The sequence below is a fragment of the Chroococcidiopsis thermalis PCC 7203 genome, assembly GCF_000317125.1.
GTDB lineage: Bacteria > Cyanobacteriota > Cyanobacteriia > Cyanobacteriales > Chroococcidiopsidaceae > Chroococcidiopsis > Chroococcidiopsis thermalis.
The window spans coordinates 3,687,361-3,706,388 of record NC_019695.1 but is presented as its reverse complement, the minus strand read 5'-3'; the positions used below and the strand labels follow the sequence as shown (position 1 = coordinate 3,706,388).

Genomic DNA, 19,028 nt, shown 5'->3' with positions numbered 1-19,028 from the left:
CAGTGACCAGTGACCAGTGACCAGTTAATTCTCGACTTACGTACGACTTATCAATTATGGCTAGCACGCTTTCCTTTCCCTATATTGGCACGATAAGCTCGATCCGAGCCTTTGTTCAGCTTTTTCGGCTGCCAGCTGGTATCCTCGCAGCTTTAGCAGGCTGTGCCACAATCTATGCTCTCGATGCCACAGTTGCACTACCGCAATACCTGCTGACGGCAATTATCTTAGTCTGCATAACCTCTGCTGCTTGCGGCATCAATGACTACTGGGATTTAGCTAAAGACCGCATCAGTCATCCCGATCGCCCTTTGCCTTCCGGTCGGCTTTCATTGCAACAAGCTTGGTGGGCTGCGGCAATTCTGTTCGGCTGTGCCGCGATCGCTGCTATCCCTTTAGGTTTGTCTCCCTTTGTTCTGGTTGCTATTAGTACTGTTTTGCTCTGGAATTATTCGCATCTTTTATCATACAATGGTATTTTTGGCAATCTACTTGTAGCTGCAACTATTGCGGCTTTGATTTTTCTGGGTAGTTTGGTTGCCTGCCGACCATTGGCAATGCTTTATCCAATGGGGTTTTTATTCTGCTATGCCTTGGCTAAAGAAATTGTCTGGGACGTGCATGATGCGGAAGGCGATCGCATTCAAGGGATTGTCACAGTTGCAAATCGGTGGGGAGATCGAGTGGCTTTCGCGATCGCTTGGGGTTTGCTGGGGGTGTTGATGGGTTCTATACCTGTGGCACTTCGCCTCTTATCGATGGCACGTCCCCTGTTATTTGCCACGTTCTCGGCGATCGCTTTATTGAGTCTGGGAATGGCGCTGGCGCACTACCAACAGCAACGTAGCGAGAGCGCTTACCAAAGATTTAACTTCTGGGAACGTATAGGTACGGCATTTGGAGTCATCGCCCTGTTAGGTACTGCATGAGAAGGCAGGAGGTGAACGGTGAAGCAATTATCGTTGGAGCAAATAGTAAACTGTGGAGTCGATCGACAGACAGCGATCGCAATTCTACCGCAAGTCGAGCGGTGGCTGGCTGCCTTACCTGCTGTGGAGTGTTGGCAGCAGCTAACTCGTCACATCCTCAAGCCCGATTGCCCCTTTGCATTGCACGAACTCCTTTACGAAACTACCTTCTCCGACTGGGACGCATCCCAGAAACCTGCTCCAGCTTGGTTTCCCTCTCAAGAAGAAATTGAGTCTACCAATATCGCTGCTTTAATGCATCAGTTGCAAATTGCCTCCTATCGAGAATTTCATGCTTGGTCGGTGCAGAATCGGGATCGGTTCTGGGAGATGACGATTCAACGATTGGGTATTCGTTTCCGGCAGAAGTACACTCAAATTGTCGATCTTTCGCGGGGGGTAGAATTTCCTCAATGGCTGGTAAATGCTCGTTTCAACATTGTTGAGAGCTGTTTTCAAGCGCCTGAAAATTCTCCCGCAATCGTCTTTCAACAGGACGGCGTGCTTTCCACCATGACCTATGGAGAGCTGCACGCCTTGAGCAACCGAGTTGCTAATGGGCTTGTGGACTGGGGCTTCCGTCCTGGCGATGCGATCGCGATCGCCATGCCCATGACTGCGGAATCTGTAGCGATTTACCTGGGAATTATTAAAGCTGGCTGCGTGGTGGTTTCTATCGCCGATAGTTTTGCTGCCAACGAGATCGCCGTCAGATTGCGTATAACTCAGGCAAAGGCAATTTTTACCCAAGACTATATTCAGCGTGGTAGCAAACAGTTACCCCTTTATACCAAAGTTATCGATGCCGATGCCCCTAAAGCAGTCGTGCTGTCGCTCGATATTTCCGTGTCTGGAACACTGCGTTCTGGCGATTTAGCTTGGCAGAAATTTCTCAGCTCAAACGAACGATTCGATGCCCTAGCCACCGCATCGGAAGCTTATACTAATATCTTATTTTCCTCTGGCACTACGGGAGAACCCAAAGCTATTCCTTGGACTCAAACAACACCGCTCAAATGTGCAGTTGACGGACACTTGCACCAAGATATTCACCCTGGAGATGTCGTAGCCTGGTCAACCAATCTAGGCTGGATGATGGGACCTTGGCTGATTTATGCCAGTTTAATTAATCGGGCAACTATTGCTCTCTACTACGACGCACCCACCGAGAGAGGATTCGGTCAATTTATTCAAGCGGCACGGGTGAATATGTTGGGGGTAGTACCAAGTCTAGTCAGCATTTGGAAAACAACTGCTTGTATGCAAGGGCTGGATTGGAGTGCGATTAAAGCATTCAGCTCGACGGGTGAATGTTCCAATCCACAGGACATGCTGTTTTTGATGTCTCTAGCAGGATACAAGCCGATTATCGAATACTGTGGTGGGACTGAGATTGGTGGAGCCTATATCACTGGCACGCTGGTACAGCCTGCGGCTCCTGCAACTTTCACAACCCCTGCATTAGGATTAGATTTTATTATTCTCGAAGGCGATCGCCCTACCAACAAAGGCGAGTTGTTTATTATCCCCCCTTCCATCGGACTTTCTACCACATTACTCAACAAAGACCATCACCACGTCTATTTCGCCGATACCCCCTCTCTTCCGTCTGCTGTCAGGGCGGGTTTATCAGACCAATTCCCGAATCAACCAGTTACCCCCCAAGTAAACCCGCCTCTACTCTCCCTGCGCCGTCATGGAGATTGGATCGAACATCTCCCCAATGGGTATTATCGCGCTTGCGGTCGCGTTGATGACACGATGAATTTGGGAGGCATCAAGGTCAGCGCGGTGGAAATCGAGCAAGTCCTCAATTCTGTAGCAGGAATTTATCAAACTGCCGCGATCGCTGTCTCTCCTCCAGAAGGGGGTCCTAGCCAGTTGGTCATTTTTGCGGTGGTTGCACCAGATCGACAGCAGGACAAAGCAACGCTCAAAACCCAGTTACAAAAGGCGATCGCTTCGCAGCTCAATCCCCTGTTCAAGATTTACGATCTGGCGATCGTTGATGCTTTACCTCGTACTGCCTCAAATAAAGTGATGCGACGTGCATTGCGCGATCGGGCTTCTAGCACAAGCGTATTTAACAAATGACTAATGACCAATGACGAATGACAACCATATCGCGCTAATCTTATGAATGACTGAGATTGCCATATGTCCAAATTCAAAGTTTTTGTGACTCGTCGCCTGCCGATCGCCTTAGATCGACTTGACCCAATTGCTGATGTCGAAGTTTGGTCGGAGCGCCAACCACCTCCTGATGACGTGTTACTGGAAAAGATCGGCGCGATCGATGGCTTGCTGTGCCTGCTTACCGACCAGATCGATCGACACTTAATAGAGGCAGGAACGTCACTCAAGGTCATTAGCCAAATGGCAGTTGGCTACGATAACATTGACATCCCAACTGCGACTGCCAGACATCTTCCCGTAGGTCACACGCCTGATGTTTTGACAGATGCGACCGCAGACTTTGCTTGGACGTTGTTGATGACAGCAGCACGGCGAGTTGTGGAGGCAGATCGGTTCGTGCGTGCGGGTCAGTGGCAGACTTGGGAACCGGACTTGTTGCTAGGAGCGAATATTGCTGGAGCTACTTTAGGTATTGTCGGTTTGGGGCGGATCGGTCAAGCCGTAGCTCGCCGTGCCAAAGGGTTTGACATGCGCATTTTGTATGCAGATCGACAGCGTTTGGACATAGAACAATCTCTCGGTGCAGAGTGCGTGACATTCGATCGCCTGCTGCAAGAGTCAGATTTTGTGACGATTCACGCTCCTTTGACTGAAGATACTTACCATCTTTTTAGCCAGCCGCAATTTCAATGCATGAAGCGATCGGCAATTTTAATTAACACGGCACGAGGACAAATTGTAGACTCAGAGGCTTTGTATCAAGCACTGAAAGAGCGACAAATCGCTGCCGCTGCTCTGGATGTCACCGATCCAGAACCTATTGCGCCTCAAAGCTTGTTGCTGACGTTGGATAACCTGATGATTACACCTCATATTGCTAGTGCCAGCCGTCCGACACGAGAAAAAATGGCAAGCATGGCGATCGCCAATCTCGTTGCTGGACTTAGGGGCGATCGTCTGCCACATTGCGTTAATCCTGAAGTGTATCAATAGCGATCGCCAGAAAAAAGACAGCATTTGGATAGTGCGATCGGTATTTTCGTTTGAGGAAAAATTATGCGTGACTGGCTGGATTAGATCGATCGAGGGGAGACGTGTATCTTAAGTTAAGTTTATTGCCAATCGCCTCGGGGTGAGTGCTGAATGCAATTCGATCTACAATTCATTGAAATGTCCTAGTTTTTATAGCAAAAATCCTTTTTACAAGTGCAGATTGTCAGTTGAAATCATGTTAGCTCAGTCAATTTTATTACTTAACTGCTTGCAGTAGTTGCATGTAAAATTAGATTTCGCTGTAATTTTATACCTTTAGGTGGATTGCAAAATTGAAACTGATGCGATCGAAGATACATCTTGAATTCGGTTGCAAACCTCCGCGATCGGCAGATATTATGTCATCGGCAGACGAATGATACATTTCTTAAAAACCCGCTGTTCTAATGAACTTAAACAAGCTAAGGCGTAAGCGAGGGATCGTTTTAACTCGTGAAGGATGGCAAAAGTTTCAGAACGCAAAACTAGAGTTAGAGTTTCATGAAAAGTATGGGGAAAAATTTACACTAGAAGAATTAAGCGGACGCACTCAATTAACAACTGCTACCCTCGCCAAAATACTAACTCGTGAAGAAGGGGTTGACAAGCGAACCCTAATTAATTTATTCACAGCATTTAACTTAGAGCTGAATACAAGTGACTATTCACAGCCTAGCCTAGATGCAAAGCAACCAGAATGCACGATCGCATTTACACATCAAGACTGGGGGGATGTGATTGATGTATCCATCTTCTACGGACGTGCGGCAGAACTAGCCACGTTAGAGCAATGGATTATCGAAAGTCGCTGCCGAGTCGTAACGCTGTTGGGTGTGGGAGGCATTGGTAAATCTACTCTAGCTGCTAAGTTAGCAGAACAAGTTAAGGATAAATTTGAGTTTTTTCTTTGGAGATCTTTGTCCAATGCTCCATCACTCAAAGATCTTCTCGATAGCTTGCTGCAATTTTTCTCCAACGAGCAACAGGTTGAAACCGCTTTGCCAGACAATAATAGTCGGAGATTGTCGCAACTGATCGATTATTTACAAAAATACAGATGTCTACTATTACTCGATAACACTGAAACAATTATGCAATGTGGCGTTCAAACTGGGCGCTACTGTCAGGGATGTGAAGATTACGGTCAGCTTTTCAAACGGTTGGGAGAAGTTCCCCATCAAAGCTGCGTGCTGCTTACTAGTAGGGAAAAACCTAAAGAATTAGCCTTATTAGAAGGAGAAGCACTACCTGTTCGATCGCTACAACTGAGTGGTTTAAGTAAGTTAGAAGTAGAAAAAATCTTTCGCCTCAAAGGAATCTCCGGTTCTGACAAAGAATGGCAAACATTAGCCGAGCGCTATGCAGGCAATCCACTAGCATTAAAAATTATTGCTACGACTATTGGCGATATTTTTAATGGCAGCATATTAGAATTCTTGCAACAAACTACTATTGTATTTGGCGAACTACGCGAACTTTTAGAACAACAAGTTGAACGGTTATCAGATATAGAGAAAGAGTTAATCTATTGGCTAGTCATCAATCGAGAACCAGTCTCGATATTGCAATTACAAAATGATATTTTCTCTCAGTTAACATTGACAAACTTGTTAGAGGCTTTGGAGTCGTTAAGGAGGCGATCGCTAGTTGAGAAAAGTGCGGCGCTTTTCACCCTCCAGCCTGTAGTCATGGAGTATGTGACGGCTCAATTGATTGGATTGATTTGTGCAGAAATAGTCAATCAAAAGATTGTCATTCTGAGAAAGATAGCTTTATTAAAAGTACAGAGTCAAGAGCGGGTAAAAGCTGTTCAAATTAGCTGTCTGATCGAGCCAATTCTAGAAGAACTACTGACTATTTTTAGAACCAAAAGTCAGATTAAGCAACGGCTATCTCAACTTTTAGCTAAGTTAAGAATAGAGTCTCCACACGAAGCGGGATATACAGCGGGCAATCTGCTCAATCTACTTTGTTATCTCCAGACAGATTTAACGAATTATGACTTTTCTCATCTGAATATTTGGCAAGCCGATCTGCGCCAACGCACCTTACACAATGTAAATTTCGCCTACGCCGATCTCTCCAAATCTATATTTACTAAATCCTTTAGTAATATTTCCGCGATCGCCTTTAGTTACGATGGTAAAGTTGTGGCTGTGAGTGACGCTAGAGGCGAGATTTGCTTATGGCGAGAATTTATTGATGGCGAACAAATTTTGACCTTGCAAGGACATACAGATTGGGTGCAAGCGATCGCCTTTTGTCCCGATCGCGAACTCATTGGGAGTGTTAGTACTGACCAAACTTTAAGATTATGGAATATCAGCACTGGTCAATGTCTGAGAACTTGGCAAGGGCATTCTGAAAGAATACACTCAGTAGCATTTAGTCCCCAAGGTCATGCGATCGCTAGTAGTAGCGACGATCGCACGGTAAAGTTGTGGGATATCAGCACTGGTGAATGTATTAGGACAATGCAAGGACATACAGACTGGGTGTTTTCAGTCACATTTAGTCCTCAAGGTCATATCTTGGTCAGTGGTGGCAGAGATCGCACGATTCGCTGTTGGGATGTCAACACTGGTCGAATTGTGCAAACTTTACAGGGGCATACTGATTGTATCCGCACAGTTGCTTTCTGTCCTGATGGACAAACTTTTGCCAGTGGTTGTGACGATCGCACGGTGAAAATTTGGGATGTTAGTACTGGGAAATGTTGCCAAACCTTGCACGGACATACGGGTTGGGTGTTGTCAGTATGCTATAGCCCAGATGGACAAATTCTTGCTAGCAGTAGTAGCGATCGCACCATTAGATTGTGGCGTGCTGTCACTGGTGAGTGTATCAAAGTTTTGTCAGGACATACTGGAGCAATTCAGTCAACTACTTTTAGCCCCGATGGTAACACTCTAGCCAGTAGCTGTGACGGTCAAACAGCTATGTTATGGGATGTTAGTACTGGAGAAGCCTTGAGAACTGCACGAGGATATCACGACGGTGTCTGGTCGGTAGTCTTTAGTCCCGATGGTAAAACTATAGCGACTAGCGACAATAACCAGAAGGTGAAGCTGTGGGATACCAGCACTGGTCAATGTCGCAAAGCTTTGCAAGGACATACGGGTTGGATCAGAACAGTTACCTTTAGTCCCGATGGACAAACTTTTGCTAGTGGCTGTGACGATCGCACAGTAAAAATTTGGCATACCAGCAATGGGCAATGCTGCCAAACTTTGGAAGGTCATGCTAGTCGGGTAAAATCAATTACCTTCAATCCTCAAGGAAACGTTTTAGCTAGTGGTAGTGACGATCGCACAGTGCGACTCTGGAATCTTAGCACTGGACAATGCGTGAATGTTTTGGAACATACTCATGGAGTGTGGTCTGTTGCCTTTAGTCCTCAAGGTAAAATCTTAGCCACTGGCTGCGACGACCAAAAATTATGGTTGTGGGATTGTAGCAGTGGCGAATGCGACAAGATTCTCCAAGGTCACGCGGGTTGGATATTGTCAGTGATTTTCTTACCGATCCCCCCAACCCCCCTTGAAAAGGGGGGCGAAGAGGGAATCTTGGCTAGTGGCAGTAAAGATAAAACTGTGAGATTATGGGATGTTAGCACTGGTCAGTGTCTCAAAATTTTAGAGGGACATACAGGTTGGGTAACATCAGTTGCCTGCTCTGCGCAAGCACCTGCGGCAAACAGTCGAGATAGCCCAAATCTGTTGGCTAGTGGTAGCACTGACGCAACTGTCAAATTGTGGAATGTTAGCACTGGTGAGTGTGTCAAAACTTTTCAGGGACACACTCACTGGATTCGGTCAGTTGCATTCTGCCCTCAAGGTAAAATTCTGGCTAGTAGTAGCGAAGACGAGACAGTTAAGCTGTGGGATATTTCGACTGGTGAGTGCATCAGAACTCTTAGGAGTAAAAAGCCTTACGAAGGCATGAACGTTACTGGCGTTACAGGTTTAACAGTAGCAGCGATCGCCTCTTTAAAAGCTTTAGGCGCAGTTGAGCATCTAGAAGAATAGTCACTAGGGGGTGAGTGAAGCATGGATAACTCGGCACTTGTCTCCCTAGTTAATCTTTGCTTTACTTAAAAACCCAAATTTGTCTACCACCTATAAATAGATTTTTATCAAAAAATACATTAGAATTATTGAGAAAAAGTCTCTAAAAATCCGAACCTTGGTGCAAATAGACCTATCTGCATCGAGTTTCGGAAATTTTTCTGGATGCAACTCGTCTAAATCTAACCAAACAGCAGCAAATTCCAGTAGGGCTAAGAGTATAAAAAAACACTTGATTTGTCTATGGACTTGCTAAAACCAAAACGCAGTCGAGGTGTTATTCTCACTCGTGAAGGATGGCAAAAGTTTCAGCAAGCAAAACTCGCTTTAGAAATACTGGAGAAGGCTGGCAACAAGTTCACGCTGGAAGAATTAAGCGATCGCACGGGTTTAACGACTGTTACTCTGGGAAGAGTAATGAGTTGTAAAGAAGCAGTTGACAAGCGCACGCTTGTCAGCTTGTTTATGTCATTTAATCTAGAGTTGCAAAAAAGCGACTATGTTAACCCCAACCAAGTTAACACAAACCAAAATTTGGAGGAGCCGCTAGAAGTTCAGGTTACTCCTAAGCGACAAGATCTCAAAGAAGCAATTTGCGTTTCAGTATTCTACGGGCGTATAGAAGAAATTGCCAAGTTGGAGCAATGGGTGCTGAAAGATCGCTGCCGAGTGGTGGCACTATTGGGCATGGGGGGAATTGGTAAAACTTCTCTGGCTGTCAAGCTGGCAACACAAATTCAGGATCGGTTTGAATACGTCCAGTGGATTTCGCTACGAGACGCGCCACCTGTCGAGACTGTTTTGGCTCAAGCGATCCAATTTTTATCTGATGAGCAAGAAATAGATTTATCAGAAAGCATTGGTGAGAGAATATCGCGATTGCTTTTCTACTTGCGATCGTCTCGCTGTTTGCTGATTCTCGACAATGCCGAGTCGATTTTGTGTAGTGGTAGTCGAGCCGGACAATATCAGGAAGGATATGCAGGTTATGGGGAACTGTTAAAAAGGGTGGGAGAAACTCCCCATAATAGCTGCTTGCTGTTGACAAGTCGGGAAAAACCTAAAGATTTAGTCCCGCTTGAAGGCAAAGGATTGCTCGTGCGATCGCTTCCATTGAATGGTCTGAAGGCGACGGATGGGGAGAAAATCTTTAGAATTAAGGGGGTTTCTGGAGCGATCGAAGAATTAGAAGTACTGGTCGATCGCTATGCAGGGAATGCTTTAGCATTAAAAATAGTGGCGACGACGATTCAAGATGTATTTGATGGTAGTGTTTCGGAGTTTTTGAAACACAATACCGTAGTTTTTGGCGATATTCACGAACTTTTAGAGCAGCAGTTTGAGCGGTTAATAGATTTAGAACAGGCGATCGTCTACTGGCTAGCGATTAGTCGAGAACCAGTTTCACTGTCAGAATTGCGATCGGATTTTGTCACGCCAGTATCGCCAGCAAAATTTATAGAAGCTGTAGAATCTCTGTCACGGCGAAGTTTAATTGAAAAAACTGAGGCGCTTTTCACCCTCCAGCCTGTAGTCATGGAATATGTAACTGAGCGATTGGTGGCTCAGGTTTGTTTGGAGATTTGTAGTGAAAAAATTACTCTGTTCAATTCCTATGCCCTGATGAAGGCTCAAGGCAAAGACTATGTTAAGGATACTCAAATTCGCTTAATTCTTCAACCAGTTAGCGATCGCCTGTTGAGTATATTGAGAACGAAAAAAAGTCTAGAAAAGCAGCTAAATAAAATTAGAGTAACGCTGCAAGAGCGATCGCCATTAGAACCTGGGTATGCAGCAGGAAATATTCTCAATTTGCTTTGTCATCTGGAAACTGACTTAAGTGGCTATGATTTTTCTAACCTAAGTGTTTGGCAAGCAGACCTACAGCGGGTGAAATTGCACGATGTCAATTTCCAAAACGCCGATTTAGCTAAATCTAGTTTTGCTGAAACTTTTGGTGGTGTTGCATCGGTTGCTTTTAGCCCTGATGGTAAACTTTTGGCTATGGGCGATAGCAATGGCGAGATTCGCTTGTACCAAGTTGCAGATGGCAAACCAGTCCTCACCTGTCAAGCACATAATAACTGGGTTACATCACTTGCTTTTAGTCCTGATGGCAGTACCCTTGCTAGTGGTAGTAGCGACAGCAAGGTAAAGTTGTGGGAGATCGCCACAGGTCAATGCCTTCATACCTTACAAGGACATGAGAATGAAGTGTGGTCAGTTGCATGGAGTCCAGATGGTAATATATTAGCCAGTGGCAGTGACGACTTCTCGATTCGGTTGTGGAGTGTCCACAATGGTAAATGCCTTAAAATCTTCCAGGGACATACAAATCATGTAGTCTCGATTGTCTTCAGTCCTGATGGAAAGATGCTAGCCAGTGGTAGTGCTGACAATACTATCAGGTTGTGGAATATCAATACTGGTGAATGTTTCAAAACTTTTGAGGGACACACTAATCCAATCCGCTTGATAACCTTTAGTCCTGATGGACAAACACTGGCGAGTGGCAGTGAAGACCGCACAGTAAAGTTATGGGATCTCGGCAGTGGTCAATGCCTCAAAACTTTCCAGGGACATGTTAATGGAGTATGGTCGGTTGCTTTTAATCCGCAAGGCAATCTTCTAGCCAGTGGCAGTCTCGACCAGACAGTCAAGTTGTGGGATGTCAGCACTGGTGAATGCCGCAAAACCTTCCAGGGACATTCTAGTTGGGTATTTTCAATTGCTTTCAGTCCACAGGGCGATTTCCTAGCCAGTGGTAGTCGCGACCAAACGGTAAGGCTATGGAATGTTAATACGGGTTTCTGCTGCAAAACTTTCCAAGGGTATATCAATCAAACACTCTCGGTTGCCTTTTGTCCAGATGGGCAGACTATAGCCAGTGGTAGTCACGACTCTTCGGTTCGATTGTGGAATGTTAGCACTGGTCAAACTCTGAAAACTTTTCAGGGACATCGGGCTGCCGTGCAGTCAGTTGCATGGAGTCCCGATGGTCAAACGCTAGCCAGTGGCAGTCAAGACTCCTCGGTTCGATTATGGGATGTCGGCACTGGTCAAGCCTTGAGAATTTGCCAAGGACACGGGGCTGCAATCTGGTCGATTGCGTGGAGTCCTGACAGTCAGATGTTGGCAAGTAGCAGCGAGGATCGAACAATAAAGTTGTGGGATGTCAGCACTGGTCAAGCTCTAAAAACTTTTCAGGGGCATCGTGCTGCAATTTGGTCAGTTGCTTTTAGTCCGTGTGGGAGAATGCTAGCAAGTGGCTCTTTAGACCAGACTCTCAAGCTGTGGGATGTTAGCACCGATAAATGTATTAAAACACTTGAAGGACATACGAACTGGATTTGGTCGGTTGCATGGAGTCAAGATGGTGAGCTGATAGCAAGTACCAGTCCAGACGGAACCTTAAGATTATGGAGTGTCAGCACTGGTGAGTGCAAAAGAATAATACAAGTAGATACGGGTTGGTTGCAATTAGTTGCCTTTAGTCCAGACAGCCAAACGCTAGCAAGTAGCAGTCAAGATTACACCCTCAAACTCTGGGATGTCAGCACTGGTGAATGTCTCAAAACTTTGCTAGGACATACGGGTTTGATCTGGTCAGTTGCATGGAGTCGAGATAACCCAATTTTGGCTAGCGGTAGTGAGGATGAGACAATAAGATTGTGGGATATAAAAACGGGTGAGTGTGTAAAAACTCTGAGAGCTGAGAAACTCTACGAGCGCATGAACATTACAGGGGTTACAGGTTTAACCCAAGCGGCAGTGGCGACGCTGAAAGCGTTGGGGGCAGTTAATTAATAATATTTGGCAGATGTAATTCATGGTTAGACAAACTACGTCAACAAGTTGAACAAAAATCAGCAGTTTTGTAACCTGTGTTCGTTAGGTTTTGCTTGTGTACTCGCTGTCGCTCTTACGGTTTTAACTGTAAGATAAAAAATTTGCAATCAGAGATTGTAGTGTAAATCACATAGAGTTTTGATGGATAAAGCTATCGCTCTACCCATCCTACAACTGAGCGTAACGACCTACTAAAAGATATCGATTGCTGGCTAAGCCTGCTTTATTAAGCGAACAGAAGTGAAATCTATCAGTGAGCAGTTTCGAGATCGTTTGGCAGTCCTTGTGCGAATTCCTGGAAGAAAATGCTTTCCAAATCAAACTCCATGTCATCCAAGATCTTGAAGATGCTCTCAGTTAGGCTGCTTGTATCATAATTGCAATCCAAAGATTGCCGATCGATCGCTGTAGCTGTTAAAGTTGCCATGATTTTCTCCTTGTAATTGAGTAGTTTTGTTGAGAGTGTTGTGGACGAGTTTTGGTTGTACGCGAATAGCTGATAATTAGATTTCATCAGTGTTTGTTTGCTCTAATGCTTTCAACACATGCGCTAGTTCCTCCTCTGATATGTAATCTTCACTAGGCGGGCTGAAACACAGCAGTGCAGTCTCGTAGCAAGCTCTTGCCACTTGGACACGCTCATCAGACGTAAGCTCAGTCATCATATCCACTGTCTCGTCTACGTGTCCGACATCATTACCAATACCACTATGTACCCGCAAGCAACGAGTGGCATGGGTATTAGGTAGCAGCAAAGCCTCTACCCTTTGGATGTAATCTTCTTTGATCCCCATAGCTAAACGCTCCATTGTATAAGAATAACCAGCACAACCAATTGGATCTCTTGCCTGTACGCTCCGAGTGAAATAATTTACCAAAGTTGCTGCTGCTGGGGGAACAAGTTCTTTCACCACAGCCTCAGCCTTATATCCCATTGACTGAATATCGAGCAGGGCAAGTCGGTCGTGACCCGCTTCCTCACTGGCTTTTTGTGCAGCCCACCCAGCTAGAACCATGCGTCCGGCTGAAGCGAAGCGCCAAGCAGCTGTCTCCATCAGTTGTTGCGTGGGTTGGCATAGATGATAAGAACCTGCTAGTCGCCATACCCAACGTGTGGGGGTCAAGGCTGGTGGTCTGCGGCGAGTCTTCACCCGACTCCAAGCTAACGCTATTGCTCCATCCAACTGCTTTTGAGTTTTAGCTTTGTTGCTTGCGTCAACTGACTTTTCAGTGAAGATAATGCCTTGTTTTGCAGAACTAGGTTGATGCACCCAACTGCGTTTAGTGGTCTTCACTATTGTTGTATCAGCCGCAAAACCCGTCGATGCATCATCAGTTGCAGATTGTTGGTTACTATTAGGCTGGCTATTATTAGATGTATACTGCCAAGAGCGGCTAGCAGTTTTCACCACCGTTGTATCAGCTACGAAACCCGCTGATTCAGCACTCTTGAAAGAAGTCATGTCACTTGGCGATGGTATAGAAATCTCAGATGTTTGTTCGCCAGCCTCAAACTGTTCGGTCATTTGCACTTCCTCGGTTTGATGTTTAGCGTTCATTGTTAGCGAACTAGCTCCAATAAAGGTTGACAAACAGCTTTAATCGTGCATCAAAAAGTATTGGACGACTTTCCTCATCTCTAAATAGCAGATTTATTTGCGATTATGAGGACAAGATACGTAGTGCTGCTGTTGATTTCGCCTTGCCTTCTCGAATGCGTCTATCGAGAGAGGCGTTATGAATTTCAGTTTGCTAGCTTCAAGATAATTTTCCAAGCAAAGATAACAAAGTTAAGGAAAAAACTTGAAGTTGTGGATCTCAACAGCAGCTCAAAGCTAAAGCTGGGAATAGTTTCAACTACCCAAAAGTTTACAAAAATGCAAATTTTTATAATTTCTTAACTTTCTTAAGTTTTAGTTTGTCGGCTTAACTTGCTTAAATTTTAAAACTTTATAAAATTAACGAGTTGAGTAGATCGCAACAGTTTAGTTTGTCAAATATTAGTGATAAGGTATGATTATTTTACTGTGGCGATCGCGACATAATCGCCACAGAGGATACAATAACGCTTCAGTCACAGCTATGCGATCGCCAAAAGTTAAGCAAGCAATCTAAGCAATTTCTTGAGTATCGATAAAAAAACTAACTTTAAGAACGTTAGCCAATTCTAGCGTTTAGAGTAGCTAATTGCTGAAATCCTTTTCAGATGGAAGTTAGAGCAACTTCTAGCAGAAGGATTAAATAGAAATTTCAATTTTTTGCTTATCTTTTTTATCTTTACTTGCTAAAACCCGACCCAAGTAGCACATTGGTAGTCACTGGCAACAATTTACACGCAGACAGCAAACTCTACAGTCAACCAAAGGATTGACGTCAACACAACTCAGCTTCTACTCTCTCACATGGTAGAGGTTTTTAGGTGATGCAGCGGTTTAATTACTACAGAGACTTGCTTACAGATTATTCCAAGCCAGATTTGATTTCCAACGAGTTAGCGGTAAAGCTACTCAACGATGCAGAAGCATACATATCTCTGCGCGAGGAGACACTTCCTCAAATTACCACAAACTACAGCCTAGTACAAATAGAACGAGAAAACAAAGATTGGTGGTCAACGCATTGTGAAGCTTGGCGACAAGGGCGGGCTGATATTTTAGCAAGGGAGTACACTGATGAACTGGTATACCTTTGTGCGGACGGACCTTTTTACGGCAGAATCGCAGCGAAGCACAGAGAAGAACATTGGTGGGCAATTACCGCTCAACCGGGTGTCACGATGAGTTGGCCCATTGTCATGTTCCATGATGAAGTTGTCTATACGGAATGGTGCTGTATAGATAACGAGAGCAATGAAACAATTGCTAGAGGGAATGAGACTATACTACGACGCGGACACCGAGGCGGCTGCTATTTGAAAAGCTCGCATTTAGATTTTTCTCGCGATGTTTATGCACCAAGCGAATTTTTGTACTGGCTCAGACGCGAACCAGAAACTTAGTAGTTATTCGGACACAAAGCTAACTCAAAGCATTGTTTTTAAGTATTGAGGAGTGAAAGAATTTCAAATTTGATTGAATGTAGGAAAAGCTAAGAATAAAGTTGTAGTTTCTTTAAGTAATGGGTGTGATTTTATGAACTCTAATCGCTTACTTGAGAGCCAAGAATTCCACACTGTCGATATAGACTCGCTGATTGAAAATGCTAGGATGGTAGGATTTCAAAAGTTCTTGCTTCAGTCTCATCCTCTTTTGAGTAAAGTTTTTGAATTTATCGAAGCACGTTATTGCGATTCAATTAGTCTGCGAGAGGTGGCTGAAGCGGTTGGTCGTTCTCCGGCGTACTTGACTGACCTGGTGCGACGGGAAACCGGAAAAACTGTGCTGAGCTGGATTGTGGAACGCCGCATGGCAGAAGCACGCTGTCTATTACTTGAAACTGGTCAGTCAGTAGAGCAGATTGCTGAAGCAGTAGGTTATTTTGATAGACGGCATTTCAGTCGCTTGTTTCTCCGGTTCCACGGATTGACTCCACAAGCTTGGCGGAGAAAATATCAAAGTAGGAGCGTTCCACTTTTGCAAGTAGACCTGAAAGAGGAAAAGCCAAGCAATCTGATTGAGCAAAGAGCCAAAACTATAACTGCTGTAGAAGCTCAAAGACTACAGGTTTGTATACAAGAGATTGTTGAGATTCTGTATCAGAACATAACAATTGGTCAAGAGAACTTGAATGAGGCATTTCTGTAGAAACTTGTAGATGCTATTTATTGGGGGTTGTTCAAATCATGAACCAACATCTATTTCACGATGAAATTACTCTGGCAGAACAAGCAGAAGAATTAGCAAAAAAGGCAATTAAGTTAGGATTAATCCCAAGTTTTGTTGTTCGACATTTTCCAGATAGTTGGGAATTCTATATCCCTAACGAAAAGGAATCTGCTGCTCTGACTCCAGAAGAAGCATATCTTCAGTTAAAGAAACTAACTGGAAATTTTAGCAAGTAGAGACGGAATAAATCTGCTAGTCTTCACTTCAATTGAGAACCAGAAAAAAGATAGCAGACTTGTCCCCAAAGTTTAGCCCTTGTGTTTGTATTTAGAGAGACATAAACTAATACAAAGTCACGTTCCTAACAACCAATAGACGGAAGCAGTGCGGAACGTATTGTGTATACGATCTATGTCTTTCACAATACGTTCCGCTTTTTCATATTTATGAAAATACAATTGGTCAGCCAATCGAGAGCTGAGAAAAACTAGTTTTTATTTAACCTTGTTTATTTAAGTCGCGATGACCGTAGACGGAGTACGCCTTGTTTCAATCAATCGAGTTGATGAGAAAAATGGCAAAAATTATCCAAATCGACTTCAAGCGCGATCGCTCGCAGAAGAAAACAGCTAGTAGCAGAACAGTTATGCTAGATTTTACCCAAGCGCTTGCTCAAGTTCCGGGGCTAATCCAGAAAATTTGGATGATTAACAACGAAAATACTTCAAAAGCAGGGGGTATTTATTTGTTTGAGGATGAAGCGAGTGTTTTTGATTATTTTAACGGACCAATATTTAATCGGATTATCAGCGATCCAAACTTTGAAGAGATTGTCGTTAAATCATTCGAGCTTAATGAAAAATATAGCTTTCTAGCCGAAGGTTCTGTTACCGATCTACTCAGAGGTTTAAGTGGTTTCAAGTCAAATAGTTTTAAAACTAGTGAAAGTATTTTGTTTCAATAAGAAATATTTTATGTTTCATGACTGTATTAGTGTAAATGCGATGGACTGAATCTGACAATTTGATTTAGTAGGAAAATTGTAACAGATGGCTCTCATATTTGCTCCTCCACAAACTCAGCGTTCTCTAAAGCTTCTTTGTTGCTATGTGAATAGCACTCGAAAGATTCAGATTCTCCGAATTGCAAATGTTTCGTATTGTCACTTTGAGCGCGTTATTTTCTCAGGTCAACGTATTTTATTTGAGGCTCCGAGAAATGCTCATTTAGAAATCCATACATGCGACATGTGCAGTGCTATTTTGTCGGATAAGATACCCTGCGATCGCCTCCGAATAGATTGACTGGCAGCGCTCTTTTGAGTAAATTTAAGCTGGATCAGAGAAGGCGATCGTAAAAATAAATGTTGCTACGACTAAACTAATAAATTCATTAACAAAAATATAGAAATAAGTTTTTAAATATACGTATTTGTTTGCCCGCTTTCCTATAGTTATCCATTTAGCGAGGTCTTAAGCAATGTCCATGCAAGATATGGTTAAAGGTGTAGAGAAGTTCCGAATCAATTACTTTTGCTCTCACCAAGAGATGTTTGGGCGGCTGGCTCAAGGTCAGGCTCCCCAGGTACTTTTTATCACTTGCTCTGACTCTCGAATCGATCCAAATCTAATTACTCAAACTCAACCAGGCGAACTATTTGTCATTCGCAATGTTGGTAACATCATTCCACCTTTTGGTACTGCAAATTTTACTGAAGCAGCAGCAATTGAATATGCGATTCAGGCTTTAGGAATAAAAGATATTATTATTTGCGGTCATTCTCACTGCGGCGCTATGAAGGGATTGTTGCAGTTAGGCAGCCTCTCTCAAGAGATGCCTTTGGTTTACGAATGGTTACACCATTATGCAGCAGCCACTCGTCGCCTAGTTCAGGATAACTATCAAGAATATGAAGGCGAAGAACTTTTAAGTCTTACCGTTAAGGAAAACGTTTTGACGCAGATAGAAAACTTAGAGACTTACCCAGTTATTCGCTCTCGACTGCGATCGGGGCAACTCTTTCTTCATGCCTGGGTTTATGAGATTGAGAGTGGAAATGTTATTGCCTACAATGCCAACTTAGGTCAATTTGTCCCGATTAAAGACCCACTACCTGTACCTGACCCCATAGCTAGCGCACGCTCAGGTTTATCGGAGTTAATGGAGTTTTAAAATATGAGCTTTATCAAGCCTAGTAATGCTTTAGAGCAGTGCAAGCGTTTGCTCAATAAGGCAAGAAACACATTTAAAGGAAAGCATCACCTGTACACTGGTGAAACACTAAATTGGTTTCAAGTCATTTTACGGCTTGAAAGAACAGTTATTCCAGTCATTTTTCCTTGGGTACTTTTTTGTAGTGGATATGGTTTTTTCATATCATTAATTCACTATTTTGACACGGATATAGTATTTCCCGAAAAAAATGGTGTTATTACTAATGCCATTTTAAGTTTCAATGTGGGTCTAACTTTATTGTTAGTTTTTCGCACGAATACAGCTCACGATCGCTTTTGGGAAGCCCGCAAACTTTGGGGAAGGCTAGTTAATACGGTTCGGAACTTAGCTCAGGGAATTTACATAGTTATCAAAAATAGCTCGCCTCAAGAAAAAGTAGAAAAAGAGGCAATACTCAAGCTATTAGTTGCTTTTCCAATTGCCATGAAATTACATCTAAGAGCAGAGCCAGTGGACAAGCAATTAGCCTCATTGATGTCAAAAAATCAGTACTTTCAACTCAAAACCGTTCGTCATTCTCCACTACAGATTGCCTTTTGGCTCAGGGATTATCTACAACATCAGTATGAACGTAACTGTGTGAATATTTATCAATTAACTGCCTTACACGCTCTGTTAGATGAGTTGATCGACATTTTGGGAGGCTGCGAACGCATTTTGAAAACACCACTACCTTTAATCTATTCCATTAAATTTAGACTACTGGTATTAATCTATTGTTTGATATTACCGCTAGAATTAGTGAAAAACTTGACTTGGTGGACTGGGTTAATTATGGCTTTTGTCAGTTTCACTTTGTTAAGTATTGAGCAAATTGGCTCGGAGATAGAAGAACCTTTTGGTTACGATGCCAACGATCTACCCTTAGATGTAATTTGCAACACTATGCTACAAAATGTTGAAGAGTTAATTACAGTTGCTCCCAGCAGTAGTTGTTCTTGGCGAGTATAAGATTGCGAACAAGTTAACATTTAGTA

The 19,028-nt window shown here is 43.6% G+C and carries 14 protein-coding genes; 12 read left to right on the top strand and 2 right to left on the bottom strand.

Annotation, left to right across the window (positions count from 1 at the left end):
• The first annotated feature begins 56 nt into the window (after window positions 1–56).
• The 5 genes from CHRO_RS16220 (at window position 57) to CHRO_RS16200 (ending at window position 12,010) form a co-directional block, all read left to right on the top strand.
• Window positions 57–929 carry a geranylgeranylglycerol-phosphate geranylgeranyltransferase gene (locus tag CHRO_RS16220; protein ID WP_015155315.1) on the top strand — a complete coding sequence of 291 codons (873 nt, stop codon included), beginning with the start codon at window positions 57–59 and terminating at the stop codon, window positions 927–929.
• A gap of 18 nt (window positions 930–947) precedes the next feature.
• Complete coding sequence (locus CHRO_RS16215; RefSeq protein ID WP_015155314.1) at window positions 948–3,062, top strand: AMP-binding protein; 2,115 nt, start codon at window positions 948–950, stop codon at window positions 3,060–3,062.
• A 63-nt stretch (window positions 3,063–3,125) separates the two neighbouring features.
• Window positions 3,126–4,097 carry a 2-hydroxyacid dehydrogenase gene (locus CHRO_RS16210; protein ID WP_015155313.1) on the top strand — a complete coding sequence of 324 codons (972 nt, stop codon included), beginning with the start codon at window positions 3,126–3,128 and terminating at the stop codon, window positions 4,095–4,097.
• A 446-nt stretch (window positions 4,098–4,543) separates the two neighbouring features.
• A complete protein-coding gene (locus CHRO_RS16205; protein ID WP_015155312.1) occupies window positions 4,544–8,164 on the top strand; it encodes a WD40 domain-containing protein in 3,621 nt (1,206 codons plus the stop codon).
• 282 nt (window positions 8,165–8,446) lie between these two features.
• Window positions 8,447–12,010, top strand: coding sequence for a WD40 domain-containing protein (locus CHRO_RS16200; protein WP_015155311.1), 3,564 nt, complete (start codon window positions 8,447–8,449; stop codon window positions 12,008–12,010).
• Between the two features lie 292 nt (window positions 12,011–12,302).
• On the opposite strand, the gene CHRO_RS16195 is transcribed toward CHRO_RS16200, so the two are convergent.
• Both CHRO_RS16195 and CHRO_RS16190 read right to left on the bottom strand, forming a co-directional pair.
• Window positions 12,303–12,479 (bottom strand): hypothetical protein, encoded by a 177-nt coding sequence (locus CHRO_RS16195; RefSeq protein ID WP_015155310.1) that lies wholly within the window; start codon window positions 12,477–12,479, stop codon window positions 12,303–12,305.
• 76 nt (window positions 12,480–12,555) lie between these two features.
• Window positions 12,556–13,611, bottom strand: a complete 1,056-nt coding sequence (locus tag CHRO_RS16190) for a hypothetical protein (RefSeq protein WP_015155309.1) — start codon at window positions 13,609–13,611, stop codon at window positions 12,556–12,558.
• Between the two features lie 863 nt (window positions 13,612–14,474).
• Here CHRO_RS16190 and CHRO_RS16180 point away from each other — a divergent pair.
• From CHRO_RS16180 to CHRO_RS16155, 7 genes are all read left to right on the top strand, one after another.
• Window positions 14,475–15,050, top strand: a complete 576-nt coding sequence (locus tag CHRO_RS16180; RefSeq protein WP_015155308.1) for a hypothetical protein — start codon at window positions 14,475–14,477, stop codon at window positions 15,048–15,050.
• A 133-nt stretch (window positions 15,051–15,183) separates the two neighbouring features.
• Entirely contained in the window at window positions 15,184–15,795 is a 612-nt protein-coding gene (locus CHRO_RS16175; RefSeq protein ID WP_015155307.1) for a helix-turn-helix domain-containing protein, read from the top strand.
• Window positions 15,796–15,833: 38 nt separating this feature from the next.
• Entirely contained in the window at window positions 15,834–16,052 is a 219-nt protein-coding gene (locus CHRO_RS16170) for a hypothetical protein (protein ID WP_015155306.1), read from the top strand.
• A gap of 347 nt (window positions 16,053–16,399) precedes the next feature.
• The gene (locus tag CHRO_RS29715; RefSeq protein ID WP_245570557.1) at window positions 16,400–16,780 is read left to right on the top strand and encodes a YdhR family protein; all 381 of its coding nucleotides are present in this window, start codon (window positions 16,400–16,402) and stop codon (window positions 16,778–16,780) included.
• 85 nt (window positions 16,781–16,865) lie between these two features.
• Window positions 16,866–17,120, top strand: a complete 255-nt coding sequence (locus CHRO_RS30590; protein WP_015155304.1) for a DUF1830 domain-containing protein — start codon at window positions 16,866–16,868, stop codon at window positions 17,118–17,120.
• A 175-nt stretch (window positions 17,121–17,295) separates the two neighbouring features.
• On the top strand, window positions 17,296–17,988 hold the full coding sequence (locus CHRO_RS16160; protein ID WP_015155303.1) for a carbonic anhydrase: 693 nt from the start codon (window positions 17,296–17,298) through the stop codon (window positions 17,986–17,988).
• Between the two features lie 3 nt (window positions 17,989–17,991).
• Window positions 17,992–19,002: a bestrophin family protein gene (locus CHRO_RS16155; protein WP_015155302.1), complete on the top strand. Its 1,011-nt coding sequence runs from the start codon at window positions 17,992–17,994 to the stop codon at window positions 19,000–19,002.
• Window positions 19,003–19,028: the final 26 nt, after the last annotated feature.

Excerpts from the sequence above, each read along its gene's own strand:
- CHRO_RS16220 (WP_015155315.1), top strand. The coding sequence starts at position 57 with ATGGCTAGCACGCTTTCCTTTCCCTATATTGGCACGATAAGCTCGATC.
- CHRO_RS16210 (WP_015155313.1), top strand. The coding sequence starts at position 3,126 with ATGTCCAAATTCAAAGTTTTTGTGACTCGTCGCCTGCCGATCGCCTTA.
- CHRO_RS16205 (WP_015155312.1), top strand. The coding sequence starts at position 4,544 with ATGAACTTAAACAAGCTAAGGCGTAAGCGAGGGATCGTTTTAACTCGT.
- CHRO_RS16200 (WP_015155311.1), top strand. The coding sequence starts at position 8,447 with ATGGACTTGCTAAAACCAAAACGCAGTCGAGGTGTTATTCTCACTCGT.
- CHRO_RS16195 (WP_015155310.1), bottom strand. The coding sequence starts at position 12,479 with ATGGCAACTTTAACAGCTACAGCGATCGATCGGCAATCTTTGGATTGC.
- CHRO_RS16190 (WP_015155309.1), bottom strand. The coding sequence starts at position 13,611 with ATGAACGCTAAACATCAAACCGAGGAAGTGCAAATGACCGAACAGTTT.
- CHRO_RS16180 (WP_015155308.1), top strand. The coding sequence starts at position 14,475 with ATGCAGCGGTTTAATTACTACAGAGACTTGCTTACAGATTATTCCAAG.
- CHRO_RS16175 (WP_015155307.1), top strand. The coding sequence starts at position 15,184 with ATGAACTCTAATCGCTTACTTGAGAGCCAAGAATTCCACACTGTCGAT.
- CHRO_RS16170 (WP_015155306.1), top strand. The coding sequence starts at position 15,834 with ATGAACCAACATCTATTTCACGATGAAATTACTCTGGCAGAACAAGCA.
- CHRO_RS30590 (WP_015155304.1), top strand. The coding sequence starts at position 16,866 with ATGGCTCTCATATTTGCTCCTCCACAAACTCAGCGTTCTCTAAAGCTT.
- CHRO_RS16160 (WP_015155303.1), top strand. The coding sequence starts at position 17,296 with ATGTCCATGCAAGATATGGTTAAAGGTGTAGAGAAGTTCCGAATCAAT.
- CHRO_RS16155 (WP_015155302.1), top strand. The coding sequence starts at position 17,992 with ATGAGCTTTATCAAGCCTAGTAATGCTTTAGAGCAGTGCAAGCGTTTG.